This is a genomic window from Klebsiella sp. CSG-1, assembly GCF_056521145.1.
In genome coordinates this window covers 311,219-337,290 of the sequence record NZ_JBWNLD010000006.1, presented here as the reverse complement: position 1 = coordinate 337,290, position 26,072 = coordinate 311,219, and the positions used below count along the sequence as shown (strand labels likewise).

Here is a 26,072-nt window from a genome sequence, read left to right as displayed (position 1 = left end):
TGTTTTGCGCTCGCTTAATGCACAAACAGCGCCGGGATCTGCGAGAATAACCACAGTACGAGGCCGATAGAGCCGCCGACCAGGGTGCCGTTGATGCGGATAAACTGCAGGTCTTTACCGATATTGAGTTCAATTTGCCGCGACATATCCCGCGCATCCCAGCTTTTGACCGTATCGCTGATATGACGAGTCAGGAAGGCGGCAAACTCTGGCGCCACTCGATGGGCCGCCTGCTCCAGGTGCTCGTTTAGCGACTCGCGCAGCGCGTCATCGTGGAGCAACGTTTCGCCAAACCACTGCCCGGCATCGGCAATCCGCTGTTGAATCCGCGAGTCGTCGCGGGTGACATCGTTTTTGATCCACGCCCGCAGGTCGGCCCATACCTCGCTGAGGTAGCGGTTAAAGGCCTCATCATTTTTCAGGTAGGCCTTGATGCCCTCCGCTTTTTCCGCCAGCAGCGGATCGGTTTTCAGGTTATCGATCAGTTTTAAGGTGGCGCGATCGAACGCCTGGCGGATCTGATGGCTGCGATCCTGGGTGACTTCGTCGAGCAGCGTATTCACCGCGTCGGTCACCATGTCGGCGCTGTGTTCGCCCAGCCATTCGGTGGGCAGAATTTTGGCCTTCAGCGGATGCTCGGTCTCCAGCCAGTGGACAATGCCACGGGCAATAAACGCGCGCGAGCTGTCGCGCTGCAGCAATGCAATGAGCTGGGTAATGAGCGAGTCCAGCAGCTTCTGATGGCGATTGTTGCGGGTTAATCCCTCCAGCATCATGGCGCTGGTCTGCGTCAGATCGACTTTATCAATCGCCTTATGTACCGCCCGGCGCAGCAGGCGCTGAATACGGGCGTCATCGGTCAGCTCCAGAAAGCCGCTCATCACCTGCAGCAGATGGTGGCCCACCCGGCGGGCATTTTCCGGCTGGCTGAACCAGTTGCCGAGCATCAGGGCAGGTTCATAGCGACGGATGAGCGCCACCAGCGAGGGCGTATCGAGAAATTTTTCCTGCACAAAATAGCCAAGATTATCGGCGATCCTGTCCTTATTGCGGGGAATAATCGCCGTATGTCGGGAGATAAACGGCAGCGGGATACGACGAAACAGTGCCACCACCGCGAACCAGTCGGCCAGCGCTCCGACCATCGCCGCTTCGGAGATAGCCTTGAGCGCGCTGACCCACGGCGTCGGCGGCAGTAGCAGCGTGGTGATAAAAATGGCGACCGCAATCAGCAGTAGCGACAGCGCCAGCAGTTTGGCGCGTTTCAGTTCAGCAATTTTTTCCATAGGCTTAAGCATATAGCCTGACGGCGGACTCGTGCAAAAACTGCCACACAATCCAACAACCAAAAGCCATCAGTACGCCGCCCGCCGCTCGCTCAACGCGCCAGACTACGGCGGAAAGGCGACGCTGCACCGCCGGTAGGGCGATCATCGTCACCAGCAGGAGATCCCACAGCAGCACGATACTGGTCATCCAGACTCCGCTGACGATCTGCTGCACCAGCGTGACGTCCGGGCCCAGCAACGAGGTCATCAGCGCCAGATAAAACAGGGCGTTTTTAGGATTGAGCAGTGAAGAACCCAGCCCCAGAAGAAGCTGTTTTACCAGCGACGGGCGTGAAGCCGAGGCGCTATTGTGGACATCCAGCGTCGTCGGGCGGCTTCTCAGCAGCAGGCTGCCAATCCACAGCAAATATGCGGCGCCCAACAGCTCGACGACGGTAAACAGCAGCGGCGTCTGACGCAGTATCCCCCAGCCGATAATCGCCAGCACAATGTACAGCCCGTTTCCGGCGGCGATACCGACGCACAGGCCGACGCTGCCGCGCAGGCGATAGCGGATGGCGTAGCCCATCAGTAAAAAGAAATCTGGCCCCGGGCTAAGCAGGGCAACGAAGTGGGAGAGCGCCAGCGCGGGAAACGCGGGCGGGAAAAACGACGTCAACATGTCCATAGCGACCTCACAAAGAACCTGAGATCAGCCTATGGCAAGAGGGGCGCTAATTATTGTCTGATATTGATCGGCCTAGCGCGTACTGGCGCGGCGTAGCGGCGGTGTAGCTGACAAAGGTTTTGTGGAAATGGCTCTGGTCGGCAAATCCGGCCTGGTAGCCGACGTCGGCGATTTCATCTCCGGCGCGCAGGCGCGTTTTGGCAAATTCGATGCGTGCCATATTCATAAAGCTGGCGGGCGTCAGGCCAGTGTCCTGCTTAAAGGTGCGAATCAGCGTCTCTTTGCGCAGGGCGAACTCGTGGGCCAGCGCATCAAGGGTGGGCGGTTCCTGTAAATCGGCCGCCAGGCGACGGAAGAGCTGCGAACTGGTAGCGCGCAGCGGTAGTGGCGGGGCGGGGCATAGCGGGAGCGCCCGCAGCAGTTGTGCAACCTGTTCGGGGAGCGCTGCCGTTTTCTGCTGCTCCATTAGCACCACAATCTGCTGATATTGTGCGAAAAGCTCAGGATCGCGGATCACGGGATGCGGCGCGTGCACCTGCGCCTGACTCGGGAAAAGCGGCAGCCGTTGCCGGCACCACGTCATGTCGAGGTACAGCATATGGTAGCTGCGCGGCCGGCCATCGCGCGGGTTACAGCTGTGCGGCGCTTGAGCGGGGATAATGATCAGATCGCCGGGACGCAGCAGATATTCCCGGCCGTTGCACAAACAGCACGTTTCCCCTTCGATAATCGCTCCTACAGAGAGCTGCGGATGGCGGTGCCGTTTATAGGACTGGCGACTTTGCCGGGTGCTGCGCAGTTCCAGCCAGGGCAGCTGTTCGTCGCGCCAGAAGGTTTGCAGGATATCGCGCGTATGGCTCACGAAAGACTCCTTAGCGAAGGGGATAGGGGGTTTATAGCACGCCCGTCCGGGTCTGTCTGCGGGCGCGACTCTCGCGTCATCGGCGGCGATATCTCTCCAGAATCCTCCGTATATACCTAACTTTACCCGCGCGATTAGCCATCTCTACTACCCTTAATACCCTGAGTAGTTTTTATGACTACATAAATAGCGATAACAAGGAGACATACGATATGGCTTATCAGACGGTGAATCCTGCAAATAATCAGCTGATTAAACAGTACGCTGCGCACAGCGATGCGGACGTCGAAGCGGCGCTGCAGAAGGCGGATGCGCTCTACCATTCCGCCTGGTCGGAGGGGGATATCGACCGGCGCCTACCCGTTCTGCACAGGCTGGCGGATCTTATCGACAGCCGGGTTGACGAGCTGGCGAAAATCGCCAGTCAGGAGATGGGGAAATTGATTGCGCAAAGCCGCGGTGAGGTGAAGCTCTGTGCGCAAATCGCCCGCTACTATGCCGATAATGCGAAATCGTTTCTGGCTCCGGTGAAATATCCCTCCGACATCGGTGAGGCCTGGGTTGAACACCATCCTGTCGGCGTGCTGATGGCCGTGGAACCCTGGAACTTTCCTTACTACCAGCTGATGCGGGTACTGGCGCCAAACCTGGCGGCGGGGAACCCGGTTATCGCCAAACATGCGAGTATCGTTCCGCATTGTGCAGAGACCTTCGCCCATCTGGTGCGTGAGGCGGGAGCGCCCGAAGGGGCGTGGACCAACCTCTTTATCTCCCAGGAGCAGGTGGCGAAAATCATCGCCGACGATCGCGTCCAGGGGGCAGCGCTGACCGGTTCGGAAAAAGCCGGCAGCGTGGTGGCGTCCCAGGCGGCAAAATACATCAAAAAGGCGACCCTCGAACTGGGCGGCAATGATGTGTTTGTGGTACTGGATGATGCCAGTCTGGAGAAGGCGGTGAAGACTGGCGTACAGGCGCGACTCAACAACGCCGGCCAGGTGTGCACCGCGGCGAAACGTTTTATCCTGCACGAAAACATTGCCGACCAGTTCTTGAGCCAGTTCACTGAAGCCTTCCGCCAGGTGAAAATCGGCGATCCGTTGGACGAGAGTACGACGCTGGGCCCGCTCTCCTCGAAAGATGCGCTGCAAACGCTGACCAGACAGGTGGATGAGGCAGTGAAAAACGGTGCCAGAGTGCATCTGGGCGGTAAACCAGCGCCGCGGGAAGGCAGCTTTTTCGAGCCAACCATTCTGACCGGCATTACCCGTGATAACCCGGCGTACTTTGAAGAGTTTTTCGGCCCGGTGGCGCAAATCTACGTGGTGAAGGACGACGACGAGGCGGTGAAGCTGGCGAACGATTCGCACTATGGTCTGGGGGGCGCCGTGTTCAGCCAGGATATCGAACGGGCGAAACGGATGGCGTCGCGGATCGAAACCGGGATGGTCTATATCAACTGGTTAACCGATACCGCGCCGGAGCTGCCGTTCGGCGGCGTGAAGCGCTCTGGCTTTGGCCGTGAGCTGTCCGATCTGGGGATTAAAGAGTTTGTGAACCAGAAGCTGGTGGTGATTCGCCGGTAATCGGACGTTGTGAACCGTGAATAAAAAACCTGCCGGATGGCAGGTTTTTTTACGCTTACCGGCGGGTCAGAAGGTGACCCCACCGCCAATATAGGCACCATCAATCAGGGTGTGGTTCGGACGACCGTCTTTGCCGTCAACGCTGACATGGCGGTAACCCACTTTCAGCGTCACCGGGGTAATGGGCGTCCAGCTCACGCCGCCGTTGGCTTCAACGTAGTTTTTCACGCTGTTATTCAGGCCTTCCGGCGCGGCATAACCTTCGCCGAAGACGTGGATGCTGTCGGTCAGCGCAACGTTAACGCCGCCGCCGATGGGGAACGCCACGCCGTTATCGCCTTTTTTCGGCCCAAGGTAGATGGCTTTCGCGCCGGCATTGAGCATCACCGGGCCAACTTCCAGGTTATAACCTGCGCCAACGCCGCCGGTCTGGGTACCGTCATCGGTATTTTTCAGCCAGTTGCTTTCGGCATAAAGGCCGGAGGAGGATTTACCCAGTTCCATATTAAGGTTGGTAAAGTTTTTACCCTGCTCGACGGTAAAGCCCATCGCCATTGCGGAGCCAGAAACCGCGGTTAGCGCAGAAAGGATAAGGATATTGAGCTTTTTCATAGTAGATGCCTCGTCGTAAAACTAATCTGCGGATACCCTATCAAACGATTTTTACAACTGCAAATATGACTATTTTCGATTTTTTATTCTGGGTTTGTTATTGAAATACATCTGCAGATGTTGTGAATTAGTTTCTTTGTCGCGGCGTCAATCATTAACGTTTTACCGTTTAGGGTCAGTTTAGCTGTTTGGCTAAACCTGAATTGAACAAACGGGGAAAATGAGTTGCAGAGAAAATAGTCTACCTCTGTGATTATTCTTGAAAGTATTTCAATTGTTACCAATAAAAATTTTAATTTACACTTTTGCTGATGAATTGAGCGGGCGGTCGTTCATATTCAACGCGGTATTGCTGAGTCAGGGGGAAGATTATGCTCACCCCGTTTTCGATCAGCGTATTACCGTGTGATACGCAGAAAAGCGGAGCGACAGTTCTGTAATGTTTAATGAATTTAACTGATTTTTTTTGAATTAAAATAAAATCGTTGAGAACGAATATATCTTCTGGTGGGCATTTCTTGTCAATATAGCCTTCCGACGACCTTTTGCGGAATCCATAATGGCCAGGAGCGGCTATGTACTACAGAAATGAAGTCATCCGTTATTTGCAATCCAATAACATTCTCGCATTGAAACTTGATCATGCGCTGGCGGGCGTTGAAAACGCGGTGGCAGATCAGATTGCATTGACCGGTGCTGGCGCAAAACGCGCGTTGTATTACGCATCCTGCTTTACTGATGAATATCAGGATGTTTGTCAGCGGCAAAAAAATGAAGATGGACGATTTACTCTCGCGGTCATTCACCTTTTTCAACATGACGATGTTGTTTATGAAATGTTCAAAGTATATTTTGAAGAAATATTTAAATATAAAACGTCCGATCAACTAGAGCATATCAAAAAAATGCTGATGGCGGTCAATATACACATTGCGGCGAGTTCTCTGACCGGTTATGGTTTCATATTAGCGGTCACCTCCTCAGTTACGGTCGGTATGAACCTAAACCTTGATATGCGAGTCTTAGCGGGACGTGCGACGGGGATGGCGATTACACTCTCTGGCATATATGGGATTGTCCAGAAGGCAGCAGATAGCGCTCATCGACTCCAGTTTACCTGGCCGGCCTATTACTCTGTACTCTACGCTCAGGGACTGGAGATGATGTATTTTCTGATAGAACCATTGTTTGAGCGAGTTGGGGCGCTTAAGGCACAATGGGCATCGGACAGTGACATTGCAGAAATTATTACCAGGATGATTCAATAATTGTGATGAATATTATTAAAAGGATTTTCTGTAGGATATTTAGGTCCTTGGTTTCGCTCCATGGGCCTGGATTGCTGACTTTGTTATTCGCAATGGCATTTATTTATTTTTTTCCCTCTGGTCCCCTCTGGCCTGTGGGGGGGTTCGCTATATTCATAATATATATATTTGCACGTTATGTGAAATGGTAAACGCCAGAAAAAAAACGGTTTATTACATTTATTTATAAGGAAGTTATATATGTCTACTCCCGCACATCTCTGGCTTGAGGATGAAAACGGTTCGCCGATTGTTGGCGGCTGTTTAATGCCCCTGCGTGCAGGTTCTATCGAATTAAAATCATTCTCGCACGGCATCACCATTCCCGTTGATCCGCACTGGGGTAAACTTACCGGTACGCGCGTTCATCGTCCGATCGCCATAGTGAAAGAGTTCGACCAGACGACCCCCGTTCTGTATCGCGCGGTGTGCGAAGGTCGTACCCTGAAAAAAGCGACGATCAGGATGTACCGTATTATGGAATCAGGCCTTGAAGCCGAGTATTTCAATATCGTCCTCGACAACGTCAAAATCACCACGATTGCACCGTACCTTTCACCCACCGGTCTGAGCAGCACGCACCTTGAAACACTCGAATTGCGTTATGAGGCCATCGTCTGGAAGCACACCGAAGGGAACATTATTTATCGTGATACCTGGAATGAATTCTGTACCGCCTGATGCCTTCATGCTGACCTCCTCCCTCCGGGAGAGGGAGAAGTCCGAACCGTTACTTGCGCAATCCGGCAAACGCCGCGCGAATCTCCTCTTCCGGCAAATTAATGCCGATAAACACCAGCGTGCTGTGGGGCGTTTCATCGCCCCACGGGCGATCCCAGTCGGCGCTGTATAAGCGCTGGACGCCCTGGAACAGCAGGCGATTTGGCTCACCGTCAATCCATAACATCCCTTTGTAGCGCATCAGCTGCTCGGCGAAAGAGAGCAGCAGGTTTTCCATCACCCGCGACACTTCACTGATATCGACCGGGTAATCCAGTTCGACCACGATAGACGCGACGTCGTTTTGCTTATCGGCGATAAAGTGAAAGCGCGGCGCGCTGCTCACCACCTTCTCTTCCAGCATAAAGCCGCTGGTATTAAACAGCTGGCTCAGGTCGATATCACCGTGGATCACGGTATAAACCGGCGCCCGGGCGTTAATCCTCGCCAGCCGTTCGCGCAGCCTGTCGCTGTCGCCCGCCACGTCCGTTTTTGTCAGCAGAATCCGATCGGCGTAGCCCACCTGCGACTGGGCGATGGTGAACTGGTTCATCTGCTGATCGGCATGGACCGCATCCACCAGCGCAATCACCCCGTCAAGCAGATAGCGTTCGCAGAGAACTTCATGAGAGAAGAAGGTCTGAATAATCGGGCCGGGGTCGGCCATGCCGGTGCACTCAATCACCAGCCGGTCAAAATCAATGTCGCCGCGATCGCGGCTGTCGAGCAGGTCGAGCAGTGCGTCTTCCAGCTCGTTGGAGCGGGTACAACAGATGCAGCCGTTGGTCAGGGTTTTGATCTGCGTGGCGCGGTCGCCAATCAGCTGATCGTCAACGGCAACTTCGCCAAATTCGTTTTCGATCACGGCGATTTTAAAGCCGTGCTGTTCGTTAAGAATATGGCGCAGCAGGGTGGTTTTACCCGCGCCAAGAAAACCGGTCAACAGGGTGACTGCAATCGGTGCCATGTTTGCCTCCATTAACAGCAGCGTACGCCGCCTTTGCCGTCGCCGCCGTAGCGGGCCTGCTGGCGTTCGCGGAAGAATTCGTTATAGGTCATGTAAGGCTTATCCGGGTGGTTGGCTTTCATATGTTCGACATAGTTGTCGTAGTCCGGAATGCCTATCAGCATTTTGGCTGCCTGACCCAGGTATTTTTTTGCTTCGCCTAAGTTACCAAACATAACTCATCCTGATAAGAAAAAGCCCGGTGGCGCTACGCAGACCGGGCCTACAGAACCTTGTAGGGCGGGTCAGCGTAGCGCCACCCGCCGTTTTTTTAATGATGTGACGAGGTTTTCACGCCGCCTTCCGGAACGGGCACGTACGGGGTCTCTTTGTCGGTGCGGACTTTGTTGTTACGCACGTTGAGCCACGTTTTGATGCCGTAGAAGATGATGCTGTATACCACCACCAGGAACAGAATACTCAGACCGGCGTTAGTGTAGTTGTTCACCACGATATGGTTCATGTTAGCAATCTGCTGCGCGGTCAGTTCGCCGCCGGAAGCAATCTTCTCTTTATACTGCTGAGCCATGAAGAAGAAGCCTTCCATCTGCGGGTTGGTGCTGAACAGTTTCAGACCCAGCGCCCAGGTGGTGCACAGCAGCAGCCATGCGGCCGGGATCACGGTAACCCAGATGTATTTGGTACGCTGCATTTTGACCAGTACCACGGTACCCAGCACCAGCGCCACGGCGGCCAGCATCTGGTTAGAGATACCGAACAGCGGCCACAGGCTCTTCACGCCGCCCAGCGGGTCGACCACGCCCTGATACAGCAGGTAGCCCCACAGCCCGACGCAGCCCGCGGTGCCGATAATGCCCGCCACCAGCGAGTCGGTTTTCTTGAGAAACGGCACGAAGTTGCCCAGCAGATCCTGCAGCATAAAGCGGCCTGCGCGGGTACCGGCATCCAGCGCGGTAAGGATAAACAGCGCTTCAAACAGAATACCGAAGTGGTACCAGAAGCCCATATCCGCCATCGGCATGATTTTGTGGAACACATGAGCAATACCCACGGCCAGAGTCGGCGCGCCGCCCGCGCGGTTCAGTACCGACGGCTCGCCGATATCTTTCGCCGTTTGCAGGATTTGCTCAGGTGAAATCACAAAGCCCCAGGAGCTGACGGTCGCCGCTGCGTGAGCGGTCACATCCTTCAGCTGTGCGGCAATCAACGCGGCGTTTTCACCGCCCATTTCGTGCAGGTTCGGCATGGTGATGCCCAGGCCTGCCGGCGGGGTGTTCATCGCGAAGTAGAGGCCCGGCTCAATGATCGACGCCGCAACCAGCGCCATCACCGCCACGAAGGACTCCATCAGCATCGCGCCGTAGCCGATAAAGCGGGCGTCGGTTTCATTAGCCAGCAGCTTCGGCGTGGTGCCGGAGGCGATCAGCGCATGGAAGCCAGACACTGCGCCGCAGGCGATAGTGATAAACAGGAACGGAAACAGCGCACCTTTCCACAGCGGACCGGTACCATCGATGTATTGGGTGACCGCCGGCATTTTCAGATCCGGGTTGAGGATCACGATGCCCAGCGCCAGGCCAACGATAACGCCGATTTTCAGGAAGGTCGCGAGGTAATCACGCGGCGCCAGAATCAGCCACACCGGCAGCAGCGCGGAGATAAACGCGTAGCCGATCAGGGTAAAGGTGATGGTGGTGTCTTTAAAGGTCAGCGCCGGGCCCCAGTACGGGTCGTGGGCAATGATGCCGCCGAAGTAAATGGACGCCACCAGCAGGACGATACCAATCACCGACACTTCACCCACGCGACCCGGGCGCAGGAAGCGCATATAGATCCCCATAAACAGGGCGATCGGAACGGTCGAGCAGACGGTAAAGACGCCCCACGGGCTTTCTGCCAGCGCTTTTACCACGATCAGCGCCAGCACCGCGAGGATGATGATCATAATCAGGAAGCAGCCGAACAGCGCAATGGAACCCGGAACCGGCCCCATCTCTTGCTTGATCATCTCACCCAGCGAGGCGCCGTTACGGCGCGAGGAGATAAACAGCACCATAAAGTCCTGTACCGCCCCGGCCAGCACCACCCCCGCCAACAGCCACAGGGTACCCGGCAGGTAGCCCATCTGCGCGGCGAGAACCGGGCCCACCAGAGGACCGGCGCCGGCGATAGCGGCAAAGTGGTGGCCGAACAGCACGTAGCGGTTGGTCGGGACGTAGTTCAGACCATCGTTGTTAATGACCGCCGGCGTAGAACGCGTAGGATCGAGCTTCATCACCTTTTGCGCGATATACAGGCTGTAATAACGGTAGGCGACGAGGTAGACGGAAACTGACGCCACCACGATCCACAGCGCACTGACGTGCTCACCGCGGCGCAGAGCGACGACTGAGAGGCAAAATGCCCCGATGATTCCAAGAATCACCCAGGGTATGTGCTTGAATAACTTTTTAGTATCCATAGTAAAACCTGGCGTTAATAAGATGAATAATGGGCCGAAGCCGTCTGGGTTTAAGTTAGGGGTTGAGGAGGTATTGGTTAGCTATGCTGGGGACGATCTTGCCAGAACTCCGCGCGCGTAAAGTTGGGTAAATCTGTGAGTGGTTCTATGTGGGGTTAAGCGGTTACCAGGCGGGATAAGCGGTTGGCCAGGAAATGAGCAGCGGGTAAACATGTGATTGAGATCACAAGATTTTTTCCACCTCTTTTTCCTCCCCGTAGGGGAGAGGAAAAAGAGAGGAGGACAGAGAAAGGGGGACAGAAAAGAGAATGTCAGAAGCGAAGGTAGCAGAACGTTATACCGCAACCTCCATTTCCATCATCACCGGATGGAAACGGCGCTTAAAGTAAATCAGCCCATGGCCTTCCTGGCTCAGGGTGATGTTCTTGATCTCGACCAGATAGACCAGGTGGCTACCGATGGTCTGCACCTGGCTTATCTCCCCTTCAAGGCTGGCCAGCGCCCCTTGCAGAACCGGCTGTCCCAGCGCTCCTTTTTGCCAGCAGGAGAGGCTAAAGCGTTCTTCCATGGCCATCCCGGTCATGCCGGCGAAATGGCGAGCCATCACTTCCTGCTCATGGTTCAGTACGTTAACGCACAGTTTGCCGTTCCCCTGGAATACCGGGTTCATCGCGCTGTTGGCATTGATGCACACCATCACCGACGGCGGCGTATCGGTTACCGAGCACACGGCTGTGGCGGTGATGCCGCAGCGGCCGGCGTCGCCCTCGGTGGTAATGACGTTGACCGCCGCCGACAGGCTGGACATGGCATCGCGAAAACGCAGACGTTGTTCATCTAATTGCATTGTGACCTCCCGCTGCCGAATTACTTCAGCAGCTTATCCAACATATTGATATCAGAGTTGTTGTGCAGGTGCGGCACCGTCCAGCCGTTCTGGTCGTACTCGGACAGGCAGCGGTCGACCATCGCCATCATTTTGTCCATGTTGCCGGAGCTTTGCGCCTGACGCAGACACTGCAGGCGGATTTCGTCCTGACTTCCGGAATAGTTGATTTCATACAGCTCGTGGCGGCCGCCGAATTCACTGCCGATCGCGTCCCACATCAGCTTGAGGATCTTGATACGTTCAACGTGGTCCATGCCGTTGGAGCCGCGAACGTATTTAGCCAGATACTGGTCGATCTGCGGGTTGTTCAAATCGCGTGCGCTGGATGGCAGATAGATCAGACCGCTGGTCACGTTACGTTCGATAATATTTTTGATCCTGGCGTAGGCCATCGGCGCCATGACGCGGTAGGTCTGCAGCGCGGCGTGATCCGGCAGCCAGGCGCCATTCACCCACGGCGTCGCTTCGGAGCACATGGAGTCGCTCAGCGCCCAGAACATATTGCGCCAGGCGACCACTTCGCCGAGATCGGCCTGTACGCCGCGGAACTCCATGGTGCCGGTACATTCCAGCGAGCGTTTGAGCAGGGCGGTGATAAAGTCGAGCTTGACCGCCAGGCGTACGCAGGCCTGCAGCGGATACATACGCGCAAAGCCGCCTTCCATCGTCCAGCGACGGCAGCGATCGAAATCGCGATAGATCAGCACGTTTTCCCACGGAATCAGCACCTTATCCATCACCAGGATCGCATCGTTTTCATCAAAGCGGCTGGAGAGTGGGTAGTCGTACGGCGATCCGGTGACCCCGGCAACCATCTCATAGGAGGCGCGGGAGATCAGTTTGACCCCTTCGGCATCCATTGGCGCGACGAACATCAGGGCGAAGTCCGGGTTTTCCCCCATCACCTGCGCAGAACCAAAACCGATCATGTTGTAGTGGGTCAGCGCCGAGTTGGTGGCGACCACTTTCGCGCCGCTGACGATGATCCCGGCATCGGTCTCTTTTTCCAGCTTGATGTAGACGTCTTTCACTTCGTCGGCCGGTTTATGACGGTCAATCGGCGGGTTGACGATCGCGTGGTTAAAGTACAGGCCGGTTTCCTGAATGCGGGTGTACCAGTTGCGGGCGTTCTGTTCGAACTGGCCGTAGAAGGCCGGGTTCGCGCCCAGCGCGCAGCCGAAGGCGGCTTTGTAATCCGGGGTGCGGCCCATCCAGCCGTAGCTCAGGCGCGACCACTCGGCGATCGCATCGCGCTGCTGGCGCAGGTCATCGGCGCTTTTCGCCACGCGGAAGAATTTATGGGTATAGCCGCCGCTGCCGGTATCGGTGTTCCAGCACAGGGAGTCCTGCATTTCTGGTTTATGCAGCGCATCGTACAGCTGGCCGACGGAGGCGGCGGCGTTGCGGAAGGCCGGGTGCGTGGTGACGTCTTTGACGCGCTCGCCGTAGATGTAAATCTCGCGGCCATCCTGCAGGCTCTTCAGGTACTCTTCACCGGTTAACGGGCGTTTCGCGTCTGCGCGGAAATCTTCAGGTTTCATAGGGGCCTCTTCAGTATTTATCGGAATATCCCGTCCCTGCTTCGGGCTGCCTGTCTGGCGGCTGCCTGCGAATGAGTTTGGGCATCAATGTTAAATTTATGTTTTGTTTTTGTTGTTCAATTGAAGCGGTTATTGCGCCATTCGTGAAGGGACGTTTGCGACAACGGCAGGTACTTTTCAGGGGGAGTGCGGTTCTGTGATCGAGAGGGTGTTTTCGCTGTAGAAGCCAGCCTTTTTCCCGGCGGTGCTACGCTGGCCGGGTGACGTTACGGGCGGTTTTTAGGGCCTACCCGCCCTACGGATCGTAGCCCGCCAGCGGGGAATTAAGACACCGGTACTTTTTGCGCACGGTAGCTGCTGGGCGAGCAGCCGACCTGGCGACTAAAAAAACGAGCGAAATAGGCGGGGTCTTTAAACCCCAGTTGCCAGGCTATCTCATTGACCGCGCTGTCGGAAAACAGCAGCAGCCGTTTGGCCTCGCGCAGCTGGCGATCGAAGATCAGCCGCTTCGGCGGTCGGTTGGCAAAGCGGCGGCAGATATCGGTCAGCCGTGATTCGGTAACGTGCAGCTCGTTGGCATACTCCGGTACCGCCCAGTGCTGGTGGTAGTGGCTGTCGATCATCTGGTTAAAGCGCTGAAACAGCTTCAGCTCGCCGCGCATCCCGCTGGCGGCATGGTCGTCGAGCCTGGCGTTACGCAACAGCAGCGTGAACACCGCCTGCGCCAGCAGCGCCAGGGTATGTTCGCGCCCCGGCAACTGGGCGGTCGATTCGCGTTTAATCAGCTGCCAGTAGTGCGCCAGCGCCGTCAGTTCATCGGGTTTATCCGCCAGCGACAGACACATACCCGGCAGCCCGAACGCTTCCCGCGTGCCGGGATAGAGGACCTCCAGCAGCGGCCAGATCAGATCTTCGCGCACGGTCAGCACATGCCCGTCGCTGTCGGACTCGGTGATAAAAGCGTGCGGCACCGACGGCGGCGTCAGGACAAACAGCGGCGCCTGCACCGAGTAGCGGTGATCGTCGAGCTGCAGTTCAATCTGCCCGGTATCGAGAAAGTGCATCTGAAAGTACTGGTCGTGTCGATGCGCCTGCATGTCGCGGCCAAAAAAGGCCGCCATGCGGGCAAACGACTGATAGTGCACATCCTCGGTCCCCAGACTCTCATCGTAATCTTTGTTGATATCGATATTGGCGATTGAGGGCTGACACATGGGCACTCCTTAATGACTTTTCTGTGCGGCGAGTCCTGCCTCGGTGGCGGCGTCTTCCCGCGCACTCATCGGAATCCGGGTCAGTACCAACGCGCCGACGATCAGCAGTCCGGCGACAAACCACAGTCCGGAGCTAAAGCTGCCGGTGGCATCACGCAGAATACCGATCAGCAGCGGGCTGACGGCGGATCCGATGTTGCCGATAGCGTTGATGACCGCCAGCGCCACCGCCCGCGATTGCAGGCTGATCACCCGATCCGGGGTAGTCCAGAAAATCGCCATCGCGGTAAAAGAACCCACGGAGGCCATAATGATGCCGATCAGCTGGATCAGACCGTGGTGGGTGGCAGAGGCCAGCAACCATCCGGCAGCGGCGAACAGATAGGGCAGGATGGTATGCATCTTGCGCTCTTTACGCCGGTCGGATCGCCGGCTCCACCAGATCATCCCGAAAATCGTACAGAACTGCGGAATTGCCGCCAGCATGCCGATCACAATGTTGCTACTGCCGGTATTGAAGCTTTGCAGGATCTGCGGAGTCCAGATATTGATAGCGCTCAGGGTATTGGTCAGACAGAAGTAGGCGAGCGTGTACATCAGCACCGCCGGCGTCAGCACTTCCCGCAGGGTAGAGCGTGCGGAAGTTGGGATAACGCTGGCGCTTTCGCGCTCGCGTTCAATCATCGTTTTCAGCGCCTGCTTCTCCTCCTTATCCAGCCAGCTGGCCTGATCCGGGGTATCGTTGAGAAAGAACCAGGTCACCACGCCGAGCACCACCGACGGCAGCCCCTCCAGCAGGAACAGCCACTGCCAGCCCTTCAGATTCCACAGGCCATCAAGCGCCAGAATATAGCCGGAGAGGATAGAGCCAAGCATCATGGTCACCGGCATCGCTATCATAAACAGGGCGTTGGCGCGGGCGCGGTGAAAGGCCGGGAACCACCAGGTCAGATAGACCAGGATCCCTGGCAAGAAGCCGGCTTCAGCGATACCGACCAGCATGCGCAGGATATACAGCGTATGCGGGTTGGTGGCAAACATCGTACAGGTTGACGCGATCCCCCACACCACCATGATCCCGGCGATCCAGCGGCGGGCGCCGACCTTCGCCAGCATGATATTGCTGGGGATCCCGCACATCACGTAGGTGACGTAAAACAGCGTCGCGGCCAGACCAAACATGGTGGAGGTCAGACCGAGATCTTTGCCCATCGTCAGCCCGGCGAAGCCGATATTAATGCGGTCCAGAAATGAGAAAACAAAAAGCACGAACAGGAAGGTGATAAGGCGGCGGAACAGCTTTTTGATCACCCGGTTTTCTACTTCAACGACTTTATTTTCATTATGTTGCAGGGTAGAGGTCGTCATGATGCGCTCCACATTATCCGTTCAGTAGACAGATTTATTGTTATCAGTTGTGGTGGTGATTGCGTCGGTAAACCGTGCTGCCAGCGCTTCTGCGCTGCGGGCCAGCAGAGTGGTGTCGACGCCGACGGCGACGAACAGCGCCCCCAGCTCGAGGTAGCGTTTCGCTAGCTGTTCATTGGCCATCAGAATGCCCGGGGCTTTACCCGCCTCGCAAATCAGGACGATGGCGCTTTCAATGGCCGCCTGCACCTCAGGATGCTGCGGATTACCGCCGAAGCCCATGTCCGCGCTCAGATCCGCCGGGCCGATAAACACACCGTCGACGCCTTCTACCGCGAGAATCTGCGGCAGATTTTTCAACGCCTCGCGGGTTTCAATCTGTACCAGCACGCACATGGCATCGTTGGCCTGATGGATATAGTCCGGAATGCGGTTCCAGCGGGAAGCACGCGCCAGGGCGCTGCCGACGCCGCGAATACCGGCCGGCGGATAGCGGGTGGCTTTCACCGCCAGCCGCGCTTCATCGGCGTTTTGTACCATCGGCACCAGCAGCGTCTGTGCGCCGATGTCCAGCAATTGCTTGATCTGCACCGGGTCATTCCACGACGGGCGAACCACCGGTTGGCTGGAGTAGGGGGCGATCGCCTGCAGTTGGGTCAGCACCGTTTGTACATTATTCGGCGCGTGTTCGCCGTCGATCAGCAGCCAGTCAAACCCGGCGCCGGCTAACAGTTCGGCGCTGTAGCTGCTGCACAGCCCCAGCCACAGGCCGATTTGTGGCCGCCCGGCCTGCAGCGCCTCTTTAAACGTGTTATTCATCATCTTCCCCTTACACAAAGCGGCAGCTGATTGCGCCCATGTTGCCGTAATCGACGTGGAAGGTGTCACCCTTGCGCGCCGGTACCGGGCGGGTAAACGAGCCGCCGAGGATGATCTGCCCGGCTTCCAGCTGGACATCGTATGGCGCCAGCTTATTCGCCAGCCAGGCGACGCCGTTTGCCGGATGGTTCAGCACCCCGGCGGCAACGCCGGTCTCTTCGATCACCCCGTTGCGGTACAGCAGAGCGGAGATCCAACGCAGATCCAGCTCGTCGGGCTTAATCGGACGCCCGCCGAGAATCACCCCGGCGTTGGCGGCGTTATCGGAGATGGTGTCGAAGACTTTGCGCGGGCGCTGGGTCTGCGGATCGATGTTGTGGCAGCGGGCGTCGATCAGCTCCAGCGCCGGGATCACATAGTCGGTGGCGTTATAGACGTCGAACAGGGTGCAGTTCGGGCCACGCAGCGGTTTCGCCAGCACGAAAGCCAGCTCGACTTCAATCCGCGGCACGATAAAACGATCGGTTGGAATGTCGCTACCATCGTGAAAAAACATATCATCGAGCAGCGCGCCGTAGTCCGGCTCGCTAATTTGCGAACTGGCCTGCATCGCTTTTGAGGTCAGGCCGATCTTATGGCCTTTCAGCACCCGCCCTTCGGCGATCTTCATCTCGACCCACTCGCGCTGGACGGCGTAGGCGTCCTCAATGGTGATCGACGGATAATCCAGCGAGATCGCGCGGATCTGCTCACGTTGTTTTTCGGCCTGATTCAGTCGCTGGGCGATCAGGCTGCGGGTTTGTTTATCGAGCATAGTGGCTTCCTGTTACCTCGTTCGGTGTCGCGGTGTCTCGGTGTCACGGCGCCGGGTGGCGCTACGCTGACCCGGCCTACGGTTGGTGCATTGTTCTGGCCGGCGGCGCTGCGCTGACCCGGCCTACGGTTGGTGCATTGTTCTGGCCGGTGGCGCTACGCTGACCCGGCATACGGTGCTGTTACCTCGTTCGATGTCGCGGTGTCACGGCGCCGGGTGGCGCTACGCTAACCCGGCCTACGGTTGGTGCATTGTTCTGGCCGGCGGCGCTGCGCTAACCCGGCCTACGGTTCGGCATCAGTTAGCCTTTTGTAGGCCCGGTAAGCGCAGCGCCACCGGGCGAAAAGGCGCGCTATTTAAACAAGGCGTGGACGTTGTTCTGTTTGTAGTTCAGCGTCGGGTGCAGTTCTTCAATCTCAAATGACAGCGCCAGATAGCGGCTCTCCATCAGAGCGGCGAAGTGGCTTTTAATCAGCCCGAACAGCATTTCGCCGACCTCTTCACGGCTCTCCATACTCCGCCCGCTGCCGATTTTCAGCGTCATATGCACGAAGGCGTAATCCTGCCTGCCGTCGGCCATCTGCCAGGTGTCCAGCCAGATGGCGCGGCTGCGGATGCCACCAATCGGGAAGATGCCGGTGGCGGCCAACGCCTGATTAACCTGGGCGAACAGGCCGGGTAAATCAGCCTGTTCGCGGATGTTGTCGGTACATTCAGCGATAAAATGCGGCATAGTGGCTCCTTACGCCTGGGCCGGAAGCGGGAACACGGCGTTCACCTGGCCGGTGCCGGAACTGGCGAACAGGTCGGTAATAAACTCCACCTTGCCGTCATATTTGTCCCAGCCGAGCACGCCGAGCAGCATCACCGTGTCGTGCATATTGCCCTCGCCGTAGCAGTAGTCGGCGTATTCCGGCAGCATGGTGCAGAACTCTTTAAACTTGCCTTCACGCCACAGCTTCACCACGCGCTCATCCATCTGATGGTCAAACTCGCGGGTGTAGCTGTTCATTCCCTCTTCGGCGCGCTGGTCGTCGATAAAGCGGTGCGACAGTGAGCCGCTGGCGAACACCGCCACGGTACCGTCATATTTTTCAATCGCCTTGACGATGGCTTCGCCCAGCTTGCGGCTGTCGGCAAAATCGTGAACGGTGCAGAACGCGGAAATCGACACCACTTTGAAATGCTTATCGCTGTTCATGTAGCGCATCGGCACCAGAGTGCCGTACTCCAGCTTCAGGCTGGGAATGTTGTGCGCTTTCGCCCGCACGCCCAGTTTGACCGCTTCGTCGGCAATCAGCTGACCCAGCTCCGGGTTGCCGTCGTAGTCGTAGGTCATGTCGCGGATAAAGTGCGGCAGTTCGTTGCTGGTATAGACGCCTTTGAAATGGTCGGCGCAGTTAATGTGGTAGGCGCTGTTGACCAGCCAGTGGGTATCGAAAACGATAATGGTATCGACGCCCATTTCACGGCAGCGCTTGCCAATTTCTTTATGGCCGTCGATGGCAGCCTGACGGCAACCATGATTTTTCCCCGGTAGTTCAGAGAGATACATTGATGGCACGTGAGTGATTTTGGCGGCTAACGCTAATTTGCCCATGCGGTGTTCTCCTTACATAACCTGAATAGTGTGAGCCGCAGCCAGCCTGGGCGCGGCTCGACGGATGACGGTTATACGCCCCATTTCGGGATCGGGTGGTCACCCATGGAAATACAGACGTTTTTCATTTCGGCGAACACTTCAAAGCTGTACTCGCCGCCTTCACGGCCGGTGCCGGAGGCTTTCACGCCGCCAAACGGCTGACGCAGGTCGCGGACGTTCTGGGTATTGACGAACACCATGCCGGCTTCGATGCCGCGCGCCAGACGCAGCACTTTGCTGATGTCCTGGGTCCAGATGTAGGACGCCAGACCATATTCGATGTCGTTCGCCAGGCGCAGCCCTTCCGCTTCGTCTTTAAACGGCAGCAGGCAGGCTACCGGGCCAAAAATCTCCTCTTGCGCGACGCGCATCCGGTTATCCACGTCTGCCAGCACCGTCGGACGCAGGAAGTTGCCGCCTTGCAGATGCGCGGGCAGATCGGACGGCTTGTCCGGGCCGCCGGCCAGCAGGGTGGCGCCTTCTTCGATCCCGAGGCGAATATAGCCGGAGACTTTTTCCCAGTGCTGCTTGCTGATCAGCGCCCCGACCTGGGTATTCGGATCGGTCGGATCGCCCACGCGCAGGCGGTTGGCGCGTTCTGCAAAGCGTTTAACGAATTCCGGGTAAATGCTCTGCTGAATGAAGATGCGCGACCCGGCGGTGCAGCGCTCGCCGTTGATTGAGAAGATGGTGAACAGGGCGGCATCCAGCGCGCGCTCGATATCGGCATCTTCAAAAATCAGCACCGGGGATTTGCCGCCCAGCTCCATGGAATATTTCTTCAGACCGGCATTTTTCATGATGTTGCGCCCGGTGGCGGTACCGCCGGTAAACGACACCGCGCGGACGTCGTGATGACGCACCAGCGCATCGCCGGCGCTGGCGCCGTAGCCCTGCACCACGTTGAGTACGCCGGCCGGAATACCGGCTTCCAGCGCCAGTTCGCCCAGACGATCGGCGGTCAGCGGCGACAGCTCTGACATTTTCAGCACCGCGGTGTTGCCCAGCGCCAGACACGGCGCCACCTTCCAGGTGGCGGTCATAAACGGCACGTTCCACGGCGAGACCAGCGCACACACGCCGACCGGCTGCACGAGGGTGTAGTTGAGCATCTTGTCGTCAACCGGATAGGTCTTGCCGTTCATCTGCTGGCACACTTCGGCGAAAAACTCGAAGTTGTGCGAAGCGCGCGGGATCAGCACATTTTTGGTTTGATGGATCGGCAGGCCGGTATCGGCGGTCTCCATTGCCGCGATCTCCGGGACGTCGCGATCGATCAGATCGCCCAGCCGGCGCATCAGGCGCGCGCGCTCTTTCATCGGTAGGTTGGCCCATTTCGGGAACGCTTCTTTCGCGGCGGCAACGGCCTGATTCACTTCGGCTTCACCGCCGGAGGCGACTTCCGCCAGCACTTCGCCGGTGGCCGGGTTGGTGGTGTGGAAATACTCTGCGCCCGCGACGTTTTTGCCGTTGATCCAATGGTTAATTTTTTTCATGACAGCTTCTCCTCATACGCTTGCTGGCTGATGATGCGGTTGACCAGGCGGCCGACGCCTTCGACTTCGACGATCACTTCGTCACCCGGCACCACATCGGACAGCCCTTTCGGCGTGCCGGTGGCGATCATGTCGCCCGGTTGCAGGGTCATAAATTCGCTTAAGTAAGCGATCAGGAACGGAACGCTGAAGATCAGATCGGCCGTCGTACCCTGCTGGCGCAGCTCGCCGTTGACCCAGGTGCGCAGAGTCAGATTATGCGGATCCGGGATCGCCTCTTTCGCGACGATCCACGGCCCGATGGGCGTCAGCGTGTCGCGGCTTTTCACCCGCAGGTTCGGGCGGTAGTAGTTTTCCAGATAGTCGCGAATGGCGTAGTCATTGCAGACGGTGTAGCCGGCGACATAGTCCATGGCATCGGCTTCGGCGACGCGGCGCGCGGTTTTGCCTATCACCACCACCAGTTCGGCTTCGTAATGCATGTACTCCACGTTGTCCGGGCGTACCGACTCTTGTTGATGACCGATAAAGGTGTTCGGCGCTTTGATAAACACCAGCGGCTCCTCCGGCGGCTTAAACTCCAGCTCGCTGGCGTGGTCGGCATAGTTCAGACCCAGCGCGAACAGCGTTCCGTCGGCGGGAGGCAGCCAGCGAAAGTCGCCTGCTTTAAGCAGGGTGCCATCGGCGAGGCGAAGCTGGTCGCGTTCATCGATCTGTGCGTCGTAGCGGGTACCTTGCCATTCAATACGTGCCTGTTTCATGCCAGCTCTCCTTCTGCAACAACCGGGTTTTCCAGCGCCGGGAAACCTTCGGCGAGGATCCGCACGCGATCGCCGGGCTGCAGCGTGACGCGGGCGTGAGGGGTACCGATCAGGATGGCATCGCCGGGATTCAGGGTGGCAAACTCGCTCAGCGCGCTTAACAGTTCGGCGGCATTGCGCTGCAGATCGCCGGTGTTCCAGCTGTCGGCCTCGCGGCCGTTGATTTCAGTGATGATGGTCAGATTGTCCACGCTATGCACCGGGGCGAGGGTGCCGATGGGGCAGAAGCCATCGCGACATTTGGCCTTAATCGCCGGGCGGTAGAAGCTCTCTTCCGGCAGGCTGATGTCATTGGCCAGCGCATAGCCGGCGATAAAAGAGGCCGCGTCGGCGGCGGAAACCTTACGCGCGGTTTTGCCGACAATCAGCGCGACGGTGGCGCCGCTCTGCACGGTTTCACCCTGCGGATAGGGAATGGCCTCGTTCGCACCGATGACGGTATTGCGCGGTTTGATAAACCAGACCGCGGTCTTCGGCGGGGTTTTGTAAGGGGCCTGTTGGAACGCGTCGCGCCAGGCGTCAAGCTGGCTGCGATGGTTAAGCGCAACGGCGAAGATGGTACCTTTCATTCACCACTCCTCTGGTACTGATGTCGGATGCTAAGGGATATTCATTAATATGTTAATGATCATCTTTTATTCCTTGTGGCGGGGTTTGGCAAACAGAAGTGAATGTTTTGTGATCTGATTAACAATAAATTTACAGTGTAATTCTTTATGTGTTATTAATCAGTTAGTTGTCGTTTTTTATTGTCTCGACTGGTACTTTTCAGGTGCAGAAACCGGTTGCGTCATGGCAGGATAGGCGCTAATTATTAACTTATTAATAAACTTAAGAGTGCGATGTCGAGGGTATGTGATGCATGATTCGTTAACCATTGCGTTGTTGCAGGCGCGGGAAGCGGCAATGGGCCATTTCCGACCGATCGTTAAACGCCATAATCTCACCGAGCAGCAGTGGCGTATTGTGCGCATCCTTGCGGAAAATCCGTCGATGGACTTTCACGATCTGGCGTTCCGCGCCTGCATCCTGCGCCCCAGCCTGACCGGTATTCTGACCCGTATGGAGCGTGACGGTCTGGTGCTGCGTCTCAAGCCGGTCAACGATCAGCGCAAGTTGTATATTTCGCTGACGCCGGCGGGCTACACGCTGTATGAAAGCGCGCAGGCGCAGGTGGAAGAGGCCTATCGCCTGATTGAAGCCCAGTTCACCAGTGAAAAGATGCAGCAACTGACTGCGCTGCTGGAAGAGTTTATTGCGCTCGGCAACCGTCAGGGTGCCGGGCACAGTGATGAGGAAGAGTAGATCAGCGCATTGTTCGGGTATCGGCCAGCGCGATAAGGGTTTCGGCTCTGGCGGGAGAGAGCGGCTCGCGCGGCTGCGGTAGCGGCCAGCCGTACAGCCAGCGGGCGGTGGTCGCGCAGGTTTTTCCCTGACAGGCGCCCATTCCGCAGCGGCGGGTCAGTTTTGCCTGGTGCCAGCTATCGGCATCGGCAACGTCGCCGCAGCGCACATCTTCGCAGCGGCACAGCAGGCTATCCGGCGTGGCGGCGTTTTTCAGGCTCTCTGGCAGGGTGAATGTGCGGTTGACCGCATGAGCAAATGCCTGCCAGCGCCCGCGACGGGCGAAGAGGGCCTGGGCGCAAGCCTCGGCGTCAGCTGCCGCAAAGCCGGCAATTTCACCTTCTGCCAGCGCCAGTTCGCTGCCGCCAAAACCGGTGCATTCGCCCGCGGCGTAGATGTTCGCGATGCTGGTCTGCTGCCAGCGATTCACCGCTATTGCCTCGTCAGCCAGCGCGCAGCCGAAGAGCAGCGCGGTTTCAATATTGGCTACCAGGCCGTAACCGATAGCCAGCCGCTGGCAGGCGATTGTCCGTTCAATGCCGCGGGCATCGCGCAGCGTAATGGCTTCGAGCTGCGTCTCGCCGTGGGCGCGAATCACCTGGCTACTGCTCAGATAGCGTCGCGGGGCGAGGGTAGCCAGCTGGCGAAGTTTTTCCGGCCAGCGCCACAGGCTGCTGCCAAAACGCAGTAATGCGCTGAGCGGGGCCTGCTCAACAATCTGTCGTACTTCACCTCCGCTTTTTTTCACCGTCGCGGCCACCGCCAGCAGCAGCGGACCGCTGCCGGCAATCACCACTTTTTGCCCCCGGAGCGTCAGACCGTGTTTGATTTGCGCCTGTAACCCGCCGGCGCCGGTGACGCCGGGCAGCGTCCAGCCGGGGAAAGGCAGCGAGAGTTCCCGTGCGCCGCAGCAGAGGATCAGCTTTTGCCATTCGACAAGCCCGCTGTCGTCGGCGGTTTCGAACAGGACGCTATGCGCCGAGGGGCGGGCGATAAGCCGGGCACCGTTCAGCGAGGTGATGTTTTTCTCCGCAGCAACGGCTTCCCGGTAGCGGCGCGCCAGGGCAGGGAGCTGCACCTGCGGACCCTCGCGCCAGATCTGCCCGCCGGGGCGCGGATTATCGTCGAGGATAACGACCTGCTTACCGCAGGACGCGGCCGCCAGTGCGGCGGCGAGACCCGCCGGGCCGCAGCCGAGAATCAGAATGTCACAGCGCAGGGTTTGCATGGCAGCTCCTTTCAATCGTCATTCCGGGCTGGCACAGCGTCTGGCAGGCCAGCACCCGCCGTCCGTTGACGGTCACCCGGCACTCCTGGCAAATACCCATTCCGCAAAAAGGGGCGCGGGGCTGTCCGCCGACGGCCACGCGTGTGGTGGGATTCGCCGTCAACGACAGCGCTGCCGCGACGCTGATTCCCACCGGAACGTCGCGTGTTTCACCTCCAATCATCACCGGGATAGTCTGGCTCATGCGATAGCCTCTTTTTTCAGCAGGCGGGCCGGTAGCCACGCGTCGGGGGCTAACGGGCAGCGCTCGCCCAATAACTGGGCGACGAGCAGCTCTGCGCTGGCGGGGGCGGTGGTGACGCCGAGCCCTTCATGACCCAGCGCCAGCCACAGGCCGGGGCGCGACGGGTGGGGGCCTATCAGGGGATTTCCGTCCTCTGACGCGGCGCGAAAGCCGCTCCAGCAGCGGATAATATTCAGCCCGGCCAGGGCGGGCAGGAAGTGCCGGGCGCGGTCGAGCATCTGCGCCAGCAGCGGCAAATCCAGCTGGCGTTCTGAGTTATCAAACTGCCGCGAAGAGCCGATCAGCAGCTGTCCGGTGGGGCGCGGCTGGACGTTAAACGCCACCGAGGTGCCGCCGCCGTGGGCGCTGGCACCGTAGCCCAGTTCGACCAGCTGATGATGGAGTAACGGGCCGTAGCGGTCGCTGATCGCCAGCTGGCCTTTCTTTGCCCGCAGCCAGTTTTCCCCCAGCAGCCCATTGGCGCCGAGGCCGCAGGCGACAACGATAGCCGGTGCCCGCAGCTGTTTTCCGCAGGTCAACGTCACCGCCGGCTCGGCGATTTCCATGGCGCCTTCGGTGAGGCAGGTCAGGTTGTCTCCCGCGTCGGCGATAAACCAGCGCGCAACTTCAGGAGCGTAGACGATACCATCGCCGGGAACCCACAGTCCGCCCTGTAGGCCTGCCCGCAGCAGCGGTTCTCGCTGCGTCAGCTGTGAAGGGGTCTGCATCTCGCTGGAGACCTGATATGCGGCCATCCGCCGCTGTTTTTCCCGGGCGATCTCCAGCTCCTGGGAGGTTTCCGCCAGCCACAGAGTGCCGCAGCCGCGCCAGGCGCAGCGCTCGGGCATTTGCGGCGTGAGGGTGCGCCAGCGTGCCAGTGACCAGGCGGAGAGCGCCAGTTCGGCGGGATCGTCATCCATACACACCAGATGTCCCATTCCGGCTGCGGTGGCGCCCGGCTGGCGATCGTCGAGCAGAATCACTTTTTGCCCGCGTTTCGCCAGCTGCCACGCACAGGCGGCACCGACGATCCCGGCGCCGATCACGATGACGTCGCCGTGGTTCACGGCACGATCCCCCAGCAGAAGGGATCGTCCGGGTTGAGGATCAGCCGGGTATCGCCGCACACCCAGGCTGCGCCGCGGATCGTCGGAATGATACCGACGTCGCTGCGCGTATAGCTGGCGGTAAACTGGCTGCCGATAATACTGGCCTGCTGCCAGAGTTCGCCGGGCTGCAGCTTGCCATCTTCGGCCAGACAGGCCAGTTTGGCGCTGGTTCCGGTGCCGCACGGCGAACGATCCCAGGCTTTCCCCGGGCACAGTACGAAGCTGCGGCTGTCGGCATCGGCATCATCGGCAAAGAGTTCGATATGGTCGATTTCGCCACCGTCATCGCCGCGGATCCCGGCGGCTTCCAGCCCTTCACGTACGGCCCACGCATACTCGGTGAGCTGCGGAATTTGGACGGGTTCGAGGGTGAAAGGGTGATCGTTGATGAGGAAAAACCAGTTGCCGCCCCAGGCAATATCACCGCTGACGGTACCCACCGCGGTGTTGACGCTGAGCTGCTTTTTGCCGCGCCGGGCAGGAACATTTTCCACCGAGACGCTGCCGTCTTCATGTAGCGTCGCGCTGACGTTGCCCACCGGCGTTTCAATCAGGTGGATGCCCGGCTTGATGCGACCAAGCCATGCCAGCGAGGCGATAAGCCCGATGGTGCCATGCCCGCACATGTTCAGAAAGCCGGCGTTGTTGAAGAAAATCACCCCGGCGGTTGCCTGCGGTGAGACCGGTTTGCACAGCAGCGCCCCCACCAGCACATCGTTGCCGCGCGGCTCCAGGATAACCGCCTGGCGCCAGCGATCGAATTCGCGGGCGAAGCGTTGGCGGCGCTCCGCCATGCTGCCGTTCCCGAGATCCGGAAAACCGTCCACGATCAGGCGGGTCGGTTCACCGCCGGTATGAGAATCAATGGCTCTGAGTTCAATGGGGTGACGTGGCACAGTCATGGCTATCTCCGGAGGTTAACGATTTGTTTCATCATGCTGGCGCAACAGACCGCCTCCGGCTTGAACGCTTTCATCAGAGGAAATGACGAAATCGGCACAGTAAACGGCGGCGCCTGTTTATGGATGGCATAGTT

General features: G+C 58.2%; 25 protein-coding genes and 1 pseudogene. 5 read left to right on the top strand and 21 right to left on the bottom strand.

Features of this window, described 5'->3' with window-relative positions:
* Positions 1–14 precede the first annotated feature (14 nt).
* Genes AC007G_RS17145 through AC007G_RS17135 form a run of 3 tightly spaced genes read right to left on the bottom strand, consistent with a single transcriptional unit; the run spans position 15 to position 2,818 of the window.
* On the bottom strand, positions 15–1,298 hold the full coding sequence (locus tag AC007G_RS17145) for a DUF445 domain-containing protein (RefSeq protein ID WP_074398969.1): 1,284 nt from the start codon (positions 1,296–1,298) through the stop codon (positions 15–17).
* Positions 1,291–1,956, bottom strand: a complete 666-nt coding sequence (locus AC007G_RS17140) for a LysE family translocator (RefSeq protein ID WP_142630970.1) — start codon at positions 1,954–1,956, stop codon at positions 1,291–1,293. The genes AC007G_RS17145 and AC007G_RS17140 overlap by 8 nt, the downstream gene beginning before the upstream one ends.
* 46 nt (positions 1,957–2,002) lie before the next feature.
* Positions 2,003–2,818, bottom strand: coding sequence for an AraC family transcriptional regulator (locus AC007G_RS17135; RefSeq protein WP_032698231.1), 816 nt, complete (start codon positions 2,816–2,818; stop codon positions 2,003–2,005).
* 212 nt (positions 2,819–3,030) lie between these two features.
* On the opposite strand from AC007G_RS17135, the gene AC007G_RS17130 reads away from it, so the two are divergent.
* A complete protein-coding gene (locus AC007G_RS17130) occupies positions 3,031–4,401 on the top strand; it encodes an NAD-dependent succinate-semialdehyde dehydrogenase (protein ID WP_142630971.1) in 1,371 nt (456 codons plus the stop codon).
* 66 nt (positions 4,402–4,467) lie between these two features.
* Here AC007G_RS17130 and AC007G_RS17125 read toward each other — a convergent pair whose 3' ends face one another.
* Positions 4,468–5,013, bottom strand: coding sequence for a YfaZ family outer membrane protein (locus tag AC007G_RS17125; protein ID WP_032689621.1), 546 nt, complete (start codon positions 5,011–5,013; stop codon positions 4,468–4,470).
* A gap of 575 nt (positions 5,014–5,588) precedes the next feature.
* Between AC007G_RS17125 and AC007G_RS17120 the strand changes: the two genes are divergently transcribed.
* Complete coding sequence (locus tag AC007G_RS17120) at positions 5,589–6,281, top strand: hypothetical protein (RefSeq protein WP_046853132.1); 693 nt, start codon at positions 5,589–5,591, stop codon at positions 6,279–6,281.
* A gap of 240 nt (positions 6,282–6,521) precedes the next feature.
* Positions 6,522–7,001 carry an Hcp family type VI secretion system effector gene (locus AC007G_RS17115; RefSeq protein WP_032689619.1) on the top strand — a complete coding sequence of 160 codons (480 nt, stop codon included), beginning with the start codon at positions 6,522–6,524 and terminating at the stop codon, positions 6,999–7,001.
* Positions 7,002–7,050: 49 nt separating this feature from the next.
* Here AC007G_RS17115 and yjiA read toward each other — a convergent pair whose 3' ends face one another.
* From yjiA to hpaH, 9 genes are all read right to left on the bottom strand, one after another.
* Positions 7,051–8,007: a GTPase gene (gene yjiA / locus AC007G_RS17110; RefSeq protein WP_032698225.1), complete on the bottom strand. Its 957-nt coding sequence runs from the start codon at positions 8,005–8,007 to the stop codon at positions 7,051–7,053.
* Between the two features lie 11 nt (positions 8,008–8,018).
* Positions 8,019–8,222 (bottom strand): YbdD/YjiX family protein, encoded by a 204-nt coding sequence (locus tag AC007G_RS17105; protein ID WP_004857555.1) that lies wholly within the window; start codon positions 8,220–8,222, stop codon positions 8,019–8,021.
* A 95-nt stretch (positions 8,223–8,317) separates the two neighbouring features.
* The gene (gene btsT, locus AC007G_RS17100) at positions 8,318–10,468 is read right to left on the bottom strand and encodes a pyruvate/proton symporter BtsT (protein ID WP_032689618.1); all 2,151 of its coding nucleotides are present in this window, start codon (positions 10,466–10,468) and stop codon (positions 8,318–8,320) included.
* A gap of 334 nt (positions 10,469–10,802) precedes the next feature.
* A complete protein-coding gene (locus tag AC007G_RS17095) occupies positions 10,803–11,315 on the bottom strand; it encodes a 4-hydroxyphenylacetate 3-monooxygenase reductase subunit (protein ID WP_032689617.1) in 513 nt (170 codons plus the stop codon).
* Positions 11,316–11,335: 20 nt separating this feature from the next.
* Entirely contained in the window at positions 11,336–12,898 is a 1,563-nt protein-coding gene (gene hpaB / locus AC007G_RS17090) for a 4-hydroxyphenylacetate 3-monooxygenase, oxygenase component (RefSeq protein WP_032689616.1), read from the bottom strand.
* A gap of 323 nt (positions 12,899–13,221) precedes the next feature.
* Positions 13,222–14,112, bottom strand: coding sequence for a 4-hydroxyphenylacetate catabolism regulatory protein HpaA (gene hpaA / locus AC007G_RS17085; protein WP_047663958.1), 891 nt, complete (start codon positions 14,110–14,112; stop codon positions 13,222–13,224).
* Between the two features lie 9 nt (positions 14,113–14,121).
* The gene (gene hpaX, locus AC007G_RS17080) at positions 14,122–15,480 is read right to left on the bottom strand and encodes a 4-hydroxyphenylacetate permease (protein ID WP_032689614.1); all 1,359 of its coding nucleotides are present in this window, start codon (positions 15,478–15,480) and stop codon (positions 14,122–14,124) included.
* 21 nt (positions 15,481–15,501) lie between these two features.
* The gene (gene hpaI / locus AC007G_RS17075; protein WP_064793504.1) at positions 15,502–16,299 is read right to left on the bottom strand and encodes a 4-hydroxy-2-oxoheptanedioate aldolase; all 798 of its coding nucleotides are present in this window, start codon (positions 16,297–16,299) and stop codon (positions 15,502–15,504) included.
* A 10-nt stretch (positions 16,300–16,309) separates the two neighbouring features.
* Positions 16,310–17,113, bottom strand: a complete 804-nt coding sequence (gene hpaH / locus AC007G_RS17070) for a 2-oxo-hept-4-ene-1,7-dioate hydratase (RefSeq protein ID WP_032689612.1) — start codon at positions 17,111–17,113, stop codon at positions 16,310–16,312.
* A gap of 32 nt (positions 17,114–17,145) precedes the next feature.
* On the opposite strand from hpaH, the gene AC007G_RS17065 reads away from it, so the two are divergent.
* Entirely contained in the window at positions 17,146–17,277 is a 132-nt protein-coding gene (locus AC007G_RS17065) for a hypothetical protein (RefSeq protein WP_260612556.1), read from the top strand.
* Between the two features lie 188 nt (positions 17,278–17,465).
* Here the strand turns inward: AC007G_RS17065 and AC007G_RS17060 are convergent, their stop codons facing one another.
* The 4 genes and pseudogenes from AC007G_RS17060 to AC007G_RS17045 form a co-directional block, all read right to left on the bottom strand.
* A complete protein-coding gene (locus tag AC007G_RS17060) occupies positions 17,466–17,846 on the bottom strand; it encodes a 5-carboxymethyl-2-hydroxymuconate Delta-isomerase (protein ID WP_032689611.1) in 381 nt (126 codons plus the stop codon).
* A 9-nt stretch (positions 17,847–17,855) separates the two neighbouring features.
* On the bottom strand, positions 17,856–18,713 hold the full coding sequence (gene hpaD / locus AC007G_RS17055) for a 3,4-dihydroxyphenylacetate 2,3-dioxygenase (protein ID WP_032689610.1): 858 nt from the start codon (positions 18,711–18,713) through the stop codon (positions 17,856–17,858).
* Positions 18,714–18,784: 71 nt separating this feature from the next.
* A complete protein-coding gene (gene hpaE / locus AC007G_RS17050) occupies positions 18,785–20,251 on the bottom strand; it encodes a 5-carboxymethyl-2-hydroxymuconate semialdehyde dehydrogenase (protein WP_032698218.1) in 1,467 nt (488 codons plus the stop codon).
* A pseudogene (locus tag AC007G_RS17045) lies at positions 20,248–21,641 on the bottom strand (fumarylacetoacetate hydrolase family protein). The gene hpaE and the pseudogene AC007G_RS17045 overlap by 4 nt, the downstream one beginning before the upstream one ends.
* A gap of 289 nt (positions 21,642–21,930) precedes the next feature.
* On the opposite strand from AC007G_RS17045, the gene hpaR reads away from it, so the two are divergent.
* On the top strand, positions 21,931–22,377 hold the full coding sequence (gene hpaR, locus AC007G_RS17040; RefSeq protein ID WP_032689606.1) for a homoprotocatechuate degradation operon regulator HpaR: 447 nt from the start codon (positions 21,931–21,933) through the stop codon (positions 22,375–22,377).
* Between the two features lies 1 nt (position 22,378).
* On the opposite strand, the gene AC007G_RS17035 is transcribed toward hpaR, so the two are convergent.
* From AC007G_RS17035 to AC007G_RS17020, 4 genes are read right to left on the bottom strand one after another with little or no spacing between them, the layout of a single operon-like run.
* A complete protein-coding gene (locus tag AC007G_RS17035; protein ID WP_128319381.1) occupies positions 22,379–23,644 on the bottom strand; it encodes an FAD-dependent oxidoreductase in 1,266 nt (421 codons plus the stop codon).
* Complete coding sequence (locus tag AC007G_RS17030; RefSeq protein ID WP_142630973.1) at positions 23,625–23,888, bottom strand: 2Fe-2S iron-sulfur cluster-binding protein; 264 nt, start codon at positions 23,886–23,888, stop codon at positions 23,625–23,627. The genes AC007G_RS17035 and AC007G_RS17030 overlap by 20 nt, the downstream gene beginning before the upstream one ends.
* A complete protein-coding gene (locus tag AC007G_RS17025) occupies positions 23,885–24,994 on the bottom strand; it encodes an NAD(P)/FAD-dependent oxidoreductase (RefSeq protein ID WP_032698214.1) in 1,110 nt (369 codons plus the stop codon). The genes AC007G_RS17030 and AC007G_RS17025 overlap by 4 nt, the downstream gene beginning before the upstream one ends.
* Positions 24,991–25,938 carry a 4-hydroxyproline epimerase gene (locus AC007G_RS17020; RefSeq protein ID WP_142630974.1) on the bottom strand — a complete coding sequence of 316 codons (948 nt, stop codon included), beginning with the start codon at positions 25,936–25,938 and terminating at the stop codon, positions 24,991–24,993. Before AC007G_RS17020 ends, AC007G_RS17025 begins: the two co-directional genes overlap by 4 nt.
* Between the last annotated feature and the right edge of the window lie 134 nt (positions 25,939–26,072).